Genomic DNA, 15,543 nt, shown 5'->3' with positions numbered 1-15,543 from the left:
CGCATGAAACGTCTCGCTCTACTTTCGACGTATGCCTCCCGCCAGTACCGGGGCATCCACCATCGCCGTGGATGCCTCTGCCCCGCAGTCCCCCGTCACCACCACCGCCGAGCCCGCCGCCGCCACCCATGAGCGTCTGGAGCCCGGCCGCCCCGGCTACCGCCGGATGAGCCTCGCCCTCTTCGCCGCCGGTGTCGCGGCCTTCGCACTCCTCTACTCCACCCAGGCGCTGCTGCCCGCGCTCTCCGCTTCGTTCGACGCGAGTGCCGGGCAGGCGAGCTGGACGGTCTCGGCGGCGACCGGGGCGCTGGCCCTGTTCGTGCTGCCGTTGAGCGCGCTCTCGGAGCGGTTCGGGCGGCGGCAGCTGATGACGGCGTCGCTGGCGATCGCGGTGCTCGTCGGGCTTCTGGTGCCCTTCGCCCCCTCGATGGGCGCGCTGATCGCGCTGCGCGCCGTCCAGGGTGCGGCGCTCGCCGGACTCCCGGCCTCCGCGATGGCGTATCTCGCGGAGGAGGTGCGGCCCAAGGCGCTGATCGCCGCGATCGGACTGTTCGTCGCGGGCAACAGCATCGGCGGTATGAGCGGGCGCATCCTCACCGGCTGGGTCGCCCAGGCCTGGGGCTGGCGCGCCGCGCTGGCGGCGGTCGGGCTGCTCGCGCTGGCGTGCGCCGTCGCGTTCCACTTCCTCATCCCGAAGGCCCGGAACTTCCGTCCCGGTTCGCTCAACCCGAAGGCCCTCGCGAAGACCGTCGCCACGCATCTGGCCGACCCGCTGCTGGTCCGGCTGTACGCGATCGGCGCGCTGTTCATGACGGTGTTCGGCGCGGTCTACACGGTGATCGGCTACCGGCTCGTCGAGGAGCCGTTCAGCCTGCCGCAGGGCGTCATCGGCTCGATCTTCCTGGTCTATCTGGTCGGTACGGTCTCCTCCGCCGCCGCCGGACGTCTGGTGGCCCGCCTCGGCCGCCGGGGCGCGCTCTATCTGGCGGTCTCCACCACGGCCGCCGGGCTGCTGCTCTCGCTGGCCGACCAGCTGGCCGCCGTCCTGCTGGGCCTGGTGCTGATCACGGCCGGCTTCTTCGCCGGGCACGCGGTCGCCTCGTCGTCGGTGAGCCGCACCGCGACGACGGGCCGGGCACAGGCCTCGGCGCTCTACCAGTCGGCGTACTACCTGGGCTCCAGCGCGGGCGGCACCCTGGGCGCGGTCGCCTTCCACGCCGGGGGCTGGACGGCGACGGTGGCCCTGGGGCTGCTCGCGGTCCTCGGGGTCGTCTCGATCACCCTGTACGGGACCCGGGTGGCGCGCGCGGAGCGGCGGGCGCTCGTCCCCGTCGCACGCTGAAGCGCAGGCGGGCGCTCGCCCCCGCCACGCGCTGAAGCACAACCGAGACATACCGGCGCGCAACCACCGCCCCCCTTCGCGCGTCTACCATGCGTAACCAACAACGCACTGTGGGCGAAGGGGAGTTGGCGCGCATGCGAGTCACGGCGAAGACATCCGGAAGACCTCTGCGGCGAGGGGTGGCCCTGTCCGTCGCCGGACTGGTGGCCGCTCCGGCCCTGGTCCTGGGCACCGGCACCGCCGCCCACGCGGCGTCCTGCACGAAGTCGGTGGGGCCGCACCAGAAGCAGGTCGAGAAGTTCCTGAAGCGGCCCGTGGACGGCAGGCAGTCGACGGCCGACTGCAAGGCGACCCAGAAGTTCCAGAAGAAGCACGGGATCACCCCCACCATCGGCTACGCCGGTCCGCTGACCTGGCGCACGATGAACACGATGCTCGCCCAGAAGGCGGCCGGGAAGAACCCCAACAAGGCGAAGAAGTGCCCCACCAACAAGGGGCGCATCGCCTGTGTCGACCTGACGCGGCAGCTGAGCTGGATCCAGGACGGCAAGAAGCTGACGTACGGACCGGTGCCGGTGCGGACCGGCCGGAACGGCGTCGAGACCCGGACCGGTTCCAAGAAGATCTACTGGCGCAACATCAAGCACTGGTCGACCATCTACAAGGTCTGGATGCCGCACTCCCAGTTCTTCGACGGCGGCCAGGCGTTCCACTCGGTCACCAAGTCCATGTACAACCCGCCGGGCTCCGGCGGCTGCGTCAACATGCGCCCCGCCGACGCGAAGGCATACTGGAAACTGCTGAAGAACGGCGACGACGTGTACGTGTACGGGCGCAAGCCCGGGACCTGAGCGACGCGCCGGGAGCACTTCCCGAGGGGTGCCGGACCCCGTGGCCGTGGCCGTGGCCATGGCGTGCGGCACCCCTTGTCCTCTTTCCGCCCCGGCTGTCAGTGGCCTGCGGTAGCTTCCGACGTACCGGGTGACGGATGCCACAGCGCGGCTGCGCGCGACAGGGGTGGAGCGATGAGCGATCTGACCACGACGACGGCCACAGGAGCGGCGGCGGGCGCCGGGGGCGCCGACGCCGCCGGGATCGACAGCCGCCTGGAAGGGCACCGGATCGAGCTGACGGGGTACTGCTACCGCATGCTCGGATCCGCCTTCGAGGCCGAGGACGCGGTGCAGGACACCCTGGTCCGGGCCTGGCGCAACTTCGACAAGTTCGAGGGCCGCTCCTCGCTGCGCTCCTGGCTCTACCGGATCGCCACCAACGTCTGCCTGGACATGCTGAACGCGGGCAACAAGCGGGCCCGGCCGGTCGACCTGACGGGCCCCACACCGCTCGCCCAGGCCGCGCTGAGCCCCCGCCCGGAGAACGTCTGGCTGGAGCCGATGCCCGACGGCCGGATCCTGCCCTCGGTCCAGGACCCGGCGGAGGCGGCCGTGGCGCGCGAGTCGGTGCGCCTGGCGTTCGTCGCCGCCCTCCAGCACCTGCCGCCCAAGCAGCGGGCCGTGCTGATCCTGCGCGAGGTCCTCGCCTGGAAGGCCGCGGAGGTGGCCGAGCTGCTGGAGACCTCCGTCGCCTCGGTCAACAGCGCCCTGCAGCGGGCCCGCGCCACGCTGACCGAGACGGAGGGCCGGGCGGGCGATGTGGCGGACCCCCTCGACGAGGAGCAGCAGAAGCTCCTGGAGCGCTATGTGAAGGCGTTCGAGGGATACGACATGACCGCCCTGACCGCGCTGCTCCACGAGGACGCGGTGATGACGATGCCGCCGTTCGACCTGTGGCTCCGGGGCACCGGGGACATCACGGGGTTCATGACCTCCATCGGCGCGTCGTGCGCGGGCTCCAAGCTGGTGCCCGTCCTGGCCAACGGCTCCCCCGGCTTCGCGCACTACAAGCCCGCCGAGGACGGGGACGGGTTCGTGCCGTGGGCGGTCCAGGTCATCGACATCCAGGACGGGGCGATCACCGGGATGCACTGCTTCCTGGACGTCCCGCGCTGGTTCCCGCTGTTCGGCCTGGCCGACCGGCTCCCGGCCGACGCGTAGCGGTCAGCGAGCGGGCCCGGCACCCCGCGGTACACGCGGGGCGCCGGGCCTCGGGTCGGCGCACCCGGGGCGCCGGGCCTCCACCGACCGCCGTACGCACGTAGGTGCGCGGCCGGCGACGGTACGGGGCCGGCGCCCGTGCGCGCCCGACGTCAGCGCGGGTCGGGCACCCGCCCCTCCGGGCCCGCCTCCAGGGTCACCACGTCGGCCAGACCCACCAGGTCCAGCAGCGAGCGGAGTTCGGGGGGCACGCGGCGCAGCCGCAGCGTGCGTCCGGACCGGCGGGCGACGAGCGCGAGGCGGGCCACCGCCTCGACCAGGGTCAGATCAGGCCGGATCACCCCGCCCACGTCGCAGTCCACCGCCGCGCCCGGGGCGAGGGCAGCCCCGCGCGGCTCGGCGAGGGCACGCTCCAGCTCGACGCAGAGGTCGGGTACGTCGGCGCGGCTGACCTGGCCGGTCACGGTCAGGGCGATCGGTTTCTCGGTATCCACACCAGGCAGACCGGACCGGCGGGCGAAATTCATCGGCCCCTCCGTGCGCCCCCTCCGTGCGGCCCCTCCGTGCGACCCCGCCACGGAGGGGCCGTTTTGCGACAACTGTGAGCTCCTGGCGCCTTGTGCATGAACCAACTCCCCCATGCTTCCCTCTAGTTCGGTGAACCGACGGTCCGCAGCCGTCGTTCCTGCGTCGCTGCGGACCGGCGGGACCGAGAAACCATCGAGTTCTCCAGGGGGAGAGTTGCGCAGACACGTGAGAACCGCGTGCATACCGGCGGTCGCCACTGCCGTGGCCGTGGCACTGGCGGCGGGCATGACCTCGTCCGCCGTCGCCCAGCCGGATCCCAGGGCGTCGTCCGACGCCCGGGCCCAGGACCGTACCCAGGACAGGGAGCTGCGTCGGCTGACTCTCGTCACGGGTGACCGGGTCACCGTCGACAAGCAAGGCAAGCCGGTCGCCTTCCGGCCCGCGAAGGGCCGGGAGAACATCCCGGTGCAGCGGATGAGCACCAAGGGGCACACACTCGTCGTTCCGGCCGACGCCCATCGGCTGATCGCCTCCGGCAAGCTCGACCGGCGGCTGTTCGACGTCACCGAGCTGAGCCGCCCGGAGAACCTCCGGGCCCAGCGCGACGGTCTGAAGCTGATCGTCGGCTACCGGGGCGAGCAGGCCGCCGCCGCGAAGGCGCAGGTCCGCGACGCGGGCTCCACCGAGGTGGGCCGGAGCCTGACAACGCTGAACGCCGAGTCGGTGACCACACCGAACGCCGACGCGCCGGCCATCTGGAAGGCGCTCACCGACCGGCGCGCGGGCGGTGAACGGGTCACCACCGCGCCCGGCATCGACCGGGTCTGGCTGGACGGGGTGCGCCGGGCGAGCCTGGACAAGAGCGTCCCGCAGATCGGCGCCCCGGCGGCGTGGAAGGCCGGGTTCACCGGCAAGGGCGTCAAGATCGCGATCCTGGACACCGGGACGGACGCCACCCACCCCGACCTCAAGGGCCAGATCCTCGCGGAGAAGAACTTCAGCGCCGCCAAGGACACCAAGGACCGGGTCGGCCACGGCACGCACGTCGCCTCGATCGCGGCGGGCACCGGCGCCAAGTCGGGCGGGAAGTTCAAGGGCGTGGCCCCGGACGCCAAACTGCTCGCGGGCAAGGTGCTCGACGACGACGGGTACGGCGAGGACTCCGGCATCCTGGCCGGAATGGAGTGGGCGGTCGCCCAGGGCGCAGACATCGTCAACCTGAGCCTCGGCGGGACCGACACCCCGGAGGTGGACCCGCTGGAGGCCGCGGTCGACAAGCTGTCGGCCGAGAAGGGCGTCCTGTTCGCCATCGCCGCGGGCAACGAGGGCGGCGGCGCGGGCACGGTGGGCTCGCCGGGCAGCGCGAACGCCGCGCTGACCGTGGGCGCGGTCGACGACCAGGACAGGCTGGCGGACTTCTCCAGCCGCGGCCCGCGGGTCGGGGACGGGGCGGTCAAGCCCGACGTGACGGCCCCCGGCGTGGACACCACGGCGGCGATCCCGTCCGGCTCGCTGATCGCGAAGGAGGTGGGCGAGAAGCCCGCCGGCTACGCGACGATCTCGGGTACGTCGATGGCCACCCCGCACGTCGCGGGCGCGGCCGCCCTGCTCAAGCAGCAGCACCCCGACTGGGCGTACAGCGAGCTGAAGGGCGCGCTGACCGCGTCCACGAAGCCCGGCGCGTACAACCCGTTCCAGCAGGGTTCCGGCCGGATCGCGGTGGACCGGGCGATCGCCCAGACCGTCGTCGCCGACCCGGTCTCGGTGAGCTTCGGGGTGCAGCAGTGGCCGCACACCGACGACGAGCCGGCCACCGAGAAGGTCACGTACCGCAACCTCGGCACGAGCGACGTCACCCTCGAACTGAAGGCGACGGGCACCGGCCCGGCGGGCAAGCCCGCTCCTGCCGGCTTCTTCACGCTCGGCGCGGACAAGGTCACCGTCCCGGCGGGCGGCACGGCGGAGGTGACGCTGACCGCCAACACCCGGCTCGGCGGCACGGCCGACGGCACGTACTCCGCGTACCTGGTGGCCACCGGCGGCGGCCAGACCGTGCGCACGGCCGCCGCGGTCGAGCGTGAGGTGGAGAGCTACGACGTCACGGTCAAGCACCTCGGGCGGGACGGCCGTCCGGCCGCCTACGCGGACAGCACGCTCTTCCGCTTCGACGCCGAGTCCGGCAACCCGTTCCTGAGCCCGCAGGTCGTCGACGGCACCGCGAAGATCCGGGTGCCCAAGGGCACGTACGTGGCCAACTCCACGGTCTACAACGACCCGGACGACGTCACCAAGGGCGCCGACTGGATCGCCCAGCCCAAGGTCGCGGTCACCAAGAACATCTCGTTGACGTTCGACGCCCGCAAGGCGAAGCCCGTGAAGCTCACGGTGCCGGACGCGAAGGCTAAGGCTCAGCTGTTCTCCCCGGACTACGTGGTGGAGGAGGCGAACGACACGGTCTCCTTCGGCTGGCTGATGGAGTCGCCGACGGGCATCCGCACGCTCCACGCCGGCCCGAAGATCACCGACGGTTCGCTCGCCCAGCACTGGTCGGGCACCTGGAGCAAGGGCGCGTCGACCGAGTACGACATCGCGGTCGGCGGCACGGTCAAGCAGCTCGCCACCGGCTTCGACCGGAAGTTCACCACGGCGCAGCTGGCCAAGGTGAAGATCACCATGGGCTCGGCCGCGCCGAAGAAGAAGGGTTCGATCACCGCCTTCCCTCTCCTGCCCACGCAGGGCGGCAGCTGGGCGACCTCGATCGATCAGAAGCTGCCCGGCACCCGCACGCTGTACGTCTCCACCGGGGACAAGGTGGCCTGGAGCTTCGACTTCGACCAGCAGGGCCCCCTCGACGCGGACGGCTGGCCGACGTACGAGGCCAACTACCAGGTCGGCAAGGAGGCGACGTACAAGGCGGGCAAGACGTACACGAAGTCCGTGAACACGGCGGTGTTCGGCCCGCTGGTGGACAAGGACTACGGCGTCGTCCGTGAGGGCAACGACATCACGGGCTTCCTCCCGCTGCTGGCCGACGGCCGGGGCAACGCGGGCGGGATGCTGTTCACGTCGGCCAAGACCGTCCTGTACCGCAACGGCAAGAAGCTCGGCCAGAACAGCGACCCGGTGGGCGGCGAGTCCTTCCGGGTCCCGGCGGGCGCGGCCGACTACAAGCTGACGACCACGGTCAGGCACAGCGCGAAGGTCAACCCGCTCTCCACCCGGGTGGACGCGGCCTGGACGTTCCGCTCGAAGAAGACCGCGTTCACCATGCTGCCCGTCTCCACCGTCCGGTTCACCCCGGCCGTGGGCGCCGACGGCCGGGTCAAGGCGGGCAAGACCGTCTCGGTGCCGGTGAAGGTGCACGGCGCGGCCGCGGGCAAAAACCTGAAGTCGCTGAAGACGTACGTCAGTTACAACGGCGGCAAGACCTGGAAGAAGGTCACCGTCAAGAAGGGCAAGATCACCGTCAAGAACCCGGCCAAGGGTAAGGCGATCTCCTTCTCCGCCAAGGTCACCGACAAGAAGGGCAACACCTCGTCGGTGAAGATCTACAGCGCGTACTTCGGCAAGTGACCCGGTACGTCCGGTAGTTCACGCTCGCATGACGGCGGCCCGCCGCACGGATCCTCTCCGTGCGGCGGGCCGTCCGCGTGTCAGCTGACCGGGAAGACGCTGGTGTCGATGACCAGCCCGAACGGCTCGGGAAGGGTCAGTTTCCGTCCGTACTCGACCGTTTCCAGGACCCGGTACGTACGGCCCTCCGGCTCGCCGTACAGCGTCGCGGTCGGGCGGCCGGAGTGCCACGGGTCGAGGAGCAGGAACAGCTCCACCCCGGCCTTGGCGTAGCCGTTCACCTTGCTGACGCGGTCGTGGTTGGCGTTGGCGCGGGAGGTGATCTCCACGACGAGCCGGGCCTCGTCGGCGGGGACGGTGCTGCGAGGCCCGGAGGCCACCGCACGGGGCACGACCACGAGGTCGGGGATGTAGATCCCGACCCGCCCCGGCAGCGAGAGGCCGAGGGTCTGGTAGATCTCCCAGTCCTCCGGGATGATGGTGTAGAGCCTGCGCTGGAGCAGGGCAGCGGTGGTGTTGTGGTCATTGGACGGCGGCGGCGACACGGTGACGATCTCCTCAATGATCTCCACCTTGCAGCCCTCGGGTGCGTCCGTCTCCTCCCAGATCCGGACGAGGTCGTCCCAGTCCTGACCGTGGCCCGGCACGGGTTCGCCGGTGAGTGCGCTCATGGCGGTCTCCTCCATCGGTACGTCACCTGGGGCCTCACGTCCGAGTCCAGCATGCCGAACGGGACCGGCGGCAGTCCACCGATCCCGTTCACCCATATGGGGAATCCGCAGGTCAGGCGATACGTTCCCGCACCACCGGCAGCGGTGCGAACGACGTGCCGGCCGGGGCGATGTCGTACGCCTCGGGCAGCGCCTTCAGCGCGTAGTCGAACTTCTCGGGGGTGTCCGTGTGCAGCGTCATGAGGGGCTGGCCCTCGGTGACGGTGTCGCCAGGCTTGGCGTGCAGCTCGACGCCCGCGCCCGCCTGCACCGGGTCCTCCTTGCGCGCGCGGCCCGCGCCGAGGCGCCAGGCGGCGACGCCGACGTCGTACGCGTCCAGGCGGGTCAGTACGCCGGAGGAGCGTGCGGTGACGATGTGCTGCTCGCGGGCGGTCGGGAGCGTGGCGTCCGGGTCGCCGCCCTGGGCGGAGATCATCCGGCGCCAGACGTCCATGGCGGAGCCGTCGGCGAGGGCCTTCTCCGGGTCGGCGTCCTTGAGTCCGGCGGCGTCCAGCATCTCGCGGGCGAGGGCGAGGGTCAGGTCGACGACGTCCCTGGGGCCGCCGCCGGCCAGCACCTCGACGGACTCGCGGACCTCCAGCGCGTTGCCCGCGGTGAGGCCGAGCGGGGTGGACATGTCAGTGAGCAGCGCGACCGTGCGCACCCCGCTGTCGGTGCCGAGCGCGACCATGGTGGAGGCCAGTTCGCGGGCGTCCTCGATGGTCTTCATGAAGGCGCCGGAGCCGACCTTGACGTCCAGGACGAGCGCTCCCGTGCCCTCGGCGATCTTCTTGGACATGATCGAGCTGGCGATCAGCGGGATCGCCTCGACGGTGCCGGTGACGTCACGCAGCGCGTACAGCTTCTTGTCGGCGGGGGCGAGGCCGTCGCCGGCGGCGCAGATGACGGCGCCGGTGCTGTCGAGGACGCCGAGCATCTCAGCGTTGGAGAGGTGGGCCCGCCAGCCGGGGATGGACTCCAGCTTGTCCAGGGTGCCGCCGGTGTGGCCGAGGCCCCGGCCGCTGAGCTGCGGCACGGCCGCGCCGCAGGCGGCGACCAGCGGGGCGAGCGGCAGGGTGATCTTGTCGCCCACGCCGCCGGTGGAGTGCTTGTCGGTGGTCGGGCGGGACAGCGCGTCAAAGTTCATCCGCTCGCCGGAGGCGATCATCGCGGCGGTCCAGCGGGCGATCTCGGTGCGGTTCATCCCGTTGATCAGAATCGCCATGGCGAGGGCGGACATCTGCTCGTCGGCGACCTCGCCGCGGGTGTAGGCGTCGATGACCCAGTCGATCTGCTCGGGGGTCAGCTCGCCTCGGTCCCGCTTGGTGCGGATGACGGAGATGGCGTCCATGGGAATCCTTCCGGCCGGGTGCGTACGCAAGAGTAAGAGTCCCCCCTGACTCTACGCGCATAGAGGGAGAGAGGAGCGGTGGCCCTTCCGGGAAAAGGGAAGGGCCACCGCCAGGAAATACGGGGTTCAGCCGAGGTGTTGCGGGCCGAAGGCCTGGGGCAGCATCTCGTCCAGCGTGCGTCGCCCGTCGGGCGTCTCCAGGAGCAGCTCCGGGCCGCCGAACTCGTACAGCAGCTGCCGGCACCTGCCGCACGGCACCAGGATCGCCCCGGTGCCGTCCACGCAGGTGAAGTGGGTCAGCCGACCGCCGCCGGTGGCGTGGAGCGCGGAGACCAGACCGCACTCGGCGCAGAGCGAGAGGCCGTAGCTGGCGTTCTCCACGTTGCAGCCGGTGATCGTGCGGCCGTCGTCCACCCGGGCGGCGACACCGACGGGATAGCGCGAGTAGGGGACGTACGCGCGGGACATGACGTCCCGGGCGGCCTCCCGCAGGGCTTCCCAGTCGGCCTCGCCGAAGGCCGCGGCGGGCGGGCCCCCGGCGGCAGGTGGGCCCCCGGCGGCGGGCGGCGTCACTTGCCCTCGCCCTTGCGGTACGACACGCCGTTGGCCTTGGGCATCCGCAGCCGTTGCGCGGAGAGCGAGAGGACCAGCAGCGTGGTGACGTACGGGGCGGCGTCGACGAACTGGCTCGGCACCTGGTCGGTCAGGAAGTACCAGGTGAACAGCAGCGCCGAGACGGCCGCCGCGATCACCGCGGAGACGTACTTCTTCTTGTACAGCTGCCAGATCACCGCGATGACCAGCAGGATCGCCAGCAGGAGCAGCATCGCGTGGACGTTCTCCGCACCGCCGCGCAGCTTGAGGCTGTCGGTGAAGCCGAAGAGTCCGGCGCCGAGCGCCATGCCGCCCGGCATCCAGTTGCCGAAGATCATGGCGGCGAGGCCGATGTAGCCGCGGCCGCCGGTCTGGCCCTCCTGGTAGATGCCGGTGGCGACGATCGCGAGGAACGCGCCGCCCAGACCGGCCAGACCGCCGGAGACCGTGACGGCGATGTACTTGTACTTGTACACGTTGACGCCGAGGGTCTCGGCGGCCACCGGGCTCTCGCCGCAGGAGCGCAGCCGCAGCCCGAACGGGGTGCGCCAGAGGATCCACCAGGTGGCGGGGATCAGCAGCAGGGCGACGACGGTGAGCAGGGACAGGCCGGTGACGAGCCCGCCGATGATCCCCGCGAGGTCGGAGATCAGAAACCAGTGTTGTTGTTGCAGGTCCTGCATCCAGTCCGAGAGCCCTGGAACGGTGATCCTGTCGATCGGATCGATGCGCGGGGACTGCTTGGAGGAGCCGCCCTGGATGCCGTCGAAGGCGAAGTTGGACAGGTAGCGGGTGACGCCGACGGCGAGGATGTTGATGGCCACACCGGAGACGATGTGGTTCACGCCGAAGGTGACGGTGATGACGGCGTGCAGCAGGCCGCCGAGGCAGCCGCCGAGGATGCCGAAGAGGACACCCACCCACGGGCCCCACTGGAACCCGGCCCAGGCGCCGAACCAGGTGCCGAGGATCATCATCCCTTCGAGGCCGATGTTGATGACGCCCGCGCGCTCGGCCCACAGACCGCCGAGTCCGGCGAGGCCGATCGGGACGGCGAGTGACAGGGCGCCGCGGACCTGACCGACCGAGGTGATGTCGTTGGCGCCGCTGATGAGGCGCACCAGCGAGATGAGGGCGAGCGCGCCCGCGATGATCAGCAGGACGACAGGCAGGGAGAGTTTGCGGCGGCCGTTGCCCTTCTTGGGGGCGGGACGTGCGGCGATGGTTTTGCTGGTGCTCACAGAGCCGCCTCCTTCTCGGTCGTGAGGGCGTGTCCGGCGGCGAGCTCCTCGCCGACCTTCTGCTGCTGGCGGCGGATGCCGTAACGGCGGACCAGCTCGTAGGAGACGACGACCGAGATCACGATCAGACCCTGCATGATCGTGGCGATCTCCTTCTCGTACCCGTACTGGTCCAGCGAGGCCGAGGACTTGTCCAGGAACGCGATGAGCAGGGCGCTGAGGGCGATGCCGAGCGGGTTGTTCCGGCCCAGCAGCGCGATGGTGATGCCGGTGAAGCCGATACCCGTGGGGAAGTCGAGGCTGTAGGTGTGGGTGTCACCGAGCAGCGTCGGCATGCCGGCCAGGCCGGCGACCGCGCCGGAGATCAGCATCGAGGTGAGGATCATCTTCTTGGCATCCACGCCGGATGCCTGGGCGGCGCTCTCACTGGCGCCGGTGGCGCGCAGGTCGAAGCCGAACCGGGTGCGGTTCAGCACGAACCAGTAGAGGAGGCCGCAGCCGGCGGCGACGAAGGTGAAGCCGTAGATCTCCCCCGCCATGTCGCCCATCGGCAGCCCCGGGAACCAGCCGGACTCCGCGATCTCACCGGTGGTCAGGTTGTTGGAACCGGCCGGCTGTTCGCCGAAGTTCTTCGGCAGGATCAACCAGGCGACCAGCGCGGTGGCGATCGAGTTGAGCATGATCGTCGAGACGACCTCGCTCACCCCGCGGGTGGTCTTGAGGAAGCCCGCGATCCCGGACCAGAACGCGCCCACGAGCATCGCGACGATCACGATCAGCGCGATGTGCAGCGGTCCCGGCAGGCTGACGCTCGCGCCGACCAGGGCGGCCACCATGGCGGCGAGGCGGTACTGCCCGTCGACGCCGATGTTGAAGAGGTTCATCCGGAAGCCGACGGCCACCGCGAGTGCGGCGAGGTAGTACGTACCCGCCTGGTTGACGATCAGGACCTGTACGTCGGCGTAGCTGGCCGACTCGAACATGATCCGGTACGGCTCGAAGGGGTGCTGCCCGGAGGCGAGCAGCACCACGGTCGTCAGCACGAGGGCGACGACCAGGGCGAGCACCGGGCCGGCGAAGCCCAGGATCAGCCGGTCCTTGTCGAATTTCTTCATCGGGCCTCGTCCTCCGGGCTTTCGAGGTGACCGGCGGCGGCGCCGGTCATGGCCGAGCCCAGTTCCTCCGGGGTGATGGTGGCCGGGTCGGCGTCGGCGACCAGTCGGCCGCGGTACATGACGCGCAGAGTGTCGGAGAGCCCGATCAGCTCGTCCAGGTCGGCCGAGATCAGCAGGACGGCCAGTCCTTCGCGGCGGGCCTCGCGGATCTGGTCCCAGATCTGGGCCTGGGCGCCGACGTCCACGCCACGGGTGGGGTGGGCGGCGATCAGGAACTTGGGCGCGTGGCTCATCTCCCGGCCGACGATCAGCTTCTGCTGGTTGCCGCCGGAGAGCGAGGCCGCGGTGACCTCGATGCCGGGAGTGCGTACGTCGTACTCGCGCACGATCCGCTCGGTGTCGGTGCGGGCCGCGCCGTTGTCCAGCAGCCAGCCGCGGCTGTTGGGCTTCTCGGTGACGTGGCCGAGGATGCGGTTCTCCCACAGCGGGGCGTCCAGCAGGACGCCGTGTCGGTGGCGGTCCTCGGGGATGTAGCCGATGCCGGACTCACGCCGCTTGCGGGTCGGCGCGTGCGAGATGTCGTCCGTGCCGAGCGTGATCACTCCGGCGTCCGGGTCGCGCATGCCCATGAGGGCCTCGATGAGCTCGGTCTGGCCGTTGCCCTCGACTCCGGCGATCCCCAGGACCTCGCCCTGGTGGATGGTGAAGTCGATGCCGGCGAGCACGTCGCGGACGGTGCCGTCGGGGTCGGTGACGGTGAGCTTCAGGTCCTGGACCCGCAGCATCGGCACGTCGGTGACGGTGGACTCGCGGGTCTCCGGGGAGGGCAGCTCGCTGCCGACCATCAGCTCGGCGAGCTGCTTGGTCGTGGTGGAGGCCGGGTCGGCGGTGCCCACGGTCGTACCGCGGCGGATCACCGTGATCTCGTCGGCGACGGAGAGCACCTCGCCCAGCTTGTGCGAGATGAAGATGACGGTCAGTCCCTCGGCCTTGAGCTCGCGCAGGTTGGCGAAGAGCGCGTCGACCTCCTGCGGCACGAGGACCGCGGTCGGCTCGTCCAGGATCAGGATGCGGGCGCCCCGGTAGAGGACCTTGAGGATCTCCACGCGCTGCCGGTCGGCGACCCCGAGGTCCTCCACGAGCGCGTCGGGCCGGATGCCCAGACCGTACGCGTCGGAGATCTCCGTGATCTTCTTCCGGGCGCCTGAGCCGATGCCGTACAGCTTCTCGCCGCCGAGGACGACGTTCTCCAGGACGGTGAAGTTGTCGGCGAGCATGAAGTGCTGGTGCACCATGCCGATGCCGCGCTGGATGGCGTCGCCCGGGTTGGAGAACGAGACCTGCTCGCCGTCGATCGCGATGGTGCCCTCGTCCGGCTTCTGCATGCCGTAGAGGATCTTCATCAGGGTGGACTTGCCGGCACCGTTCTCACCGACGAGCGCGTGGACCGTGCCCTTGCCGATGGTGATGTCGATGTCGTGGTTGGCGACGACGCCGGGAAAGCGCTTGGTGATGCCGTGCAGTTCTACGGCAGGGGGACTGCTGGACGCGTTGATGACGCACTCTCCTTGGCCGGACAGGAGCGGGGGCGGAGGGGCTGGGGGTGTCGGAGACCCCCTGGGGGGCGGGGGTGAAGTTATCGCGCCGGAGGGCTGTCTACACGCGTAGCGCTGCCGAATCGTGAAACACGGGTGCACGTCACGGTCCGGACGCGCGGTCCGGACCGGGTGGGAGAGCGCTGCGAGAGGCGGATCTTCTTCGAGTGGGGCTGTGGGAGGCCCGGCCGTCGGGCGGGGATGGGCCCGGGCCCTGTCCCTCCGCCGGCCGAAGTGCGGCGCGGGGACGGACAGGGCCTGGGGAAACCAGCCGTTCGGCAGGAGGGGCCGAGTGCTTACGGAGCGGTCTTGACGGTGATCTTGCCGTCGATGATCTCCTGCTTGGCCTTGTCGACGGCCGCGATGACGTCCGTCATCTTGGTGAACGCCGGGTTGGACATCGACAGGCCGACGCCGTCCTTGTCCAGGCCGTAGCGGATCTCACCGGTGGTCGGCTTGCCGTCCTGGACCGACTTGATCAGGTCGAACACCGAGTCCTCGACGTCCTTGGTGACGGAGGTCAGGATGGACTCCTTGTAGGCCGCGAGGCCCTTCTGCTGGTACTGGTCGGAGTCGACGCCGATGTTCCACTTGCCCGCCTTGGAGGCGGCCTCGATGGCACCGGAGCCGGCCAGACCGGCGGCCGAGTAGATCACGTCGGCCTTCTTGTCGAGCTGCCCCTGCGCGGCGGCCTTGCCGAGGTCGGGCTTGGAGAAGCCCCCGAAGTCCGGCGGCTGCGTCAGGTACTGCGGAAGCACGTTGACCGAGGCGTCGGTGTCCTTGACGCCCTGGACGAAGCCCGCTTCGAACTTCTTGATCAGCGGGGTCTCGACACCGCCGATGAAGCCGACCGTCTTCGACTTGGTGACCTTGGCGGCTGCGACGCCGGCGAGGTAGGAGCCCTGCTCCTCGTTGAAGACGATGTTGGCGATGTTGTCGCCGGTCACCGAGGCGTCGTCGATGATGCCGAAGGTGGTCTTCGGGAACTTCGGCGCGACCTTCTTGATGGCGGGCGCGTAGGCGAAGCCGACGCCGATCACCGGGTTGTTGCCGGAGCGGGCCAGCTCGGTGAGGCGCTGGACCTTGTCCGCGTCGCCCTCACCGTCGGAGGGCTCGGCCTCGCTGCCCTTGACGTCGAGTTCCTTCTCCGCCTTGGCGAGTCCGGCGTAGGCGGCGTCGTTGAACGACTGGTCGCCACGGCCGCCGATGTCGTAGGCGATGGCGGCCTTTTCGCCGCCCGAGTCGGAACCTGCGTCCGACGACGATTTTCCGCCACAGGCGGTGGCACTGAGAGCAAGCGCCGCGGACGCAATGCCCACGGTGGTGATCCTGGTGATCCGGCGCAAGGGAAGGCTCCTTCAAACCTGACCGAAGCGCCTCTTCCGGCGCTGGTTTCGCGGCGATCGTAACGCGCGTAGATGTCAGATAAGAGCACGTACG

The 15,543-nt window shown here is 70.3% G+C and carries 12 protein-coding genes; 4 read left to right on the top strand and 8 right to left on the bottom strand.

Features of this window, described 5'->3' with window-relative positions; genetic code table 11:
* The first annotated feature begins 31 nt into the window (after nucleotides 1-31).
* The 3 genes from AB0F29_RS19660 to AB0F29_RS19650 all read left to right on the top strand — a co-directional run bounded on the left by AB0F29_RS19660 (nucleotide 32) and on the right by AB0F29_RS19650 (nucleotide 3,396).
* Nucleotides 32-1,342, top strand: a complete 1,311-nt coding sequence (locus AB0F29_RS19660) for an MFS transporter (protein ID WP_361873627.1) — start codon at nucleotides 32-34, stop codon at nucleotides 1,340-1,342.
* Between the two features lie 134 nt (nucleotides 1,343-1,476).
* The gene (locus AB0F29_RS19655) at nucleotides 1,477-2,193 is read left to right on the top strand and encodes a L,D-transpeptidase (RefSeq protein ID WP_361873625.1); all 717 of its coding nucleotides are present in this window, start codon (nucleotides 1,477-1,479) and stop codon (nucleotides 2,191-2,193) included.
* Between the two features lie 174 nt (nucleotides 2,194-2,367).
* Nucleotides 2,368-3,396, top strand: a complete 1,029-nt coding sequence (locus AB0F29_RS19650) for a sigma-70 family RNA polymerase sigma factor (RefSeq protein WP_361873624.1) — start codon at nucleotides 2,368-2,370, stop codon at nucleotides 3,394-3,396.
* 152 nt (nucleotides 3,397-3,548) lie between these two features.
* Here the strand turns inward: AB0F29_RS19650 and AB0F29_RS19645 are convergent, their stop codons facing one another.
* The gene (locus AB0F29_RS19645) at nucleotides 3,549-3,923 is read right to left on the bottom strand and encodes an STAS domain-containing protein (RefSeq protein WP_361873622.1); all 375 of its coding nucleotides are present in this window, start codon (nucleotides 3,921-3,923) and stop codon (nucleotides 3,549-3,551) included.
* A 286-nt stretch (nucleotides 3,924-4,209) separates the two neighbouring features.
* On the opposite strand from AB0F29_RS19645, the gene AB0F29_RS19640 reads away from it, so the two are divergent.
* On the top strand, nucleotides 4,210-7,497 hold the full coding sequence (locus tag AB0F29_RS19640) for a S8 family serine peptidase (protein WP_361873696.1): 3,288 nt from the start codon (nucleotides 4,210-4,212) through the stop codon (nucleotides 7,495-7,497).
* Nucleotides 7,498-7,577: 80 nt separating this feature from the next.
* On the opposite strand, the gene AB0F29_RS19635 is transcribed toward AB0F29_RS19640, so the two are convergent.
* The 7 genes from AB0F29_RS19635 to AB0F29_RS19605 all read right to left on the bottom strand — a co-directional run bounded on the left by AB0F29_RS19635 (nucleotide 7,578) and on the right by AB0F29_RS19605 (nucleotide 15,449).
* A complete protein-coding gene (locus AB0F29_RS19635; RefSeq protein WP_361873620.1) occupies nucleotides 7,578-8,168 on the bottom strand; it encodes a Uma2 family endonuclease in 591 nt (196 codons plus the stop codon).
* 112 nt (nucleotides 8,169-8,280) lie between these two features.
* Nucleotides 8,281-9,558, bottom strand: a complete 1,278-nt coding sequence (locus AB0F29_RS19630; RefSeq protein WP_361873618.1) for a thymidine phosphorylase — start codon at nucleotides 9,556-9,558, stop codon at nucleotides 8,281-8,283.
* A 126-nt stretch (nucleotides 9,559-9,684) separates the two neighbouring features.
* Nucleotides 9,685-10,131: a cytidine deaminase gene (locus tag AB0F29_RS19625; RefSeq protein ID WP_018956019.1), complete on the bottom strand. Its 447-nt coding sequence runs from the start codon at nucleotides 10,129-10,131 to the stop codon at nucleotides 9,685-9,687.
* The gene (locus AB0F29_RS19620) at nucleotides 10,128-11,393 is read right to left on the bottom strand and encodes an ABC transporter permease (RefSeq protein ID WP_361873616.1); all 1,266 of its coding nucleotides are present in this window, start codon (nucleotides 11,391-11,393) and stop codon (nucleotides 10,128-10,130) included. The genes AB0F29_RS19625 and AB0F29_RS19620 overlap by 4 nt, the downstream gene beginning before the upstream one ends.
* Nucleotides 11,390-12,508, bottom strand: coding sequence for an ABC transporter permease (locus AB0F29_RS19615; protein WP_361873614.1), 1,119 nt, complete (start codon nucleotides 12,506-12,508; stop codon nucleotides 11,390-11,392). The genes AB0F29_RS19620 and AB0F29_RS19615 overlap by 4 nt, the downstream gene beginning before the upstream one ends.
* A complete protein-coding gene (locus AB0F29_RS19610) occupies nucleotides 12,505-14,088 on the bottom strand; it encodes an ABC transporter ATP-binding protein (protein WP_361873694.1) in 1,584 nt (527 codons plus the stop codon). Before AB0F29_RS19610 ends, AB0F29_RS19615 begins: the two co-directional genes overlap by 4 nt.
* A gap of 311 nt (nucleotides 14,089-14,399) precedes the next feature.
* A complete protein-coding gene (locus AB0F29_RS19605; protein WP_361873612.1) occupies nucleotides 14,400-15,449 on the bottom strand; it encodes a BMP family ABC transporter substrate-binding protein in 1,050 nt (349 codons plus the stop codon).
* Between the last annotated feature and the right edge of the window lie 94 nt (nucleotides 15,450-15,543).

The sequence above is a fragment of the Streptomyces sp. NPDC026589 genome (assembly GCF_040638385.1).
GTDB lineage: Bacteria > Actinomycetota > Actinomycetes > Streptomycetales > Streptomycetaceae > Streptomyces.
This window is presented reverse-complemented; position numbering and strand designations above follow the sequence as displayed.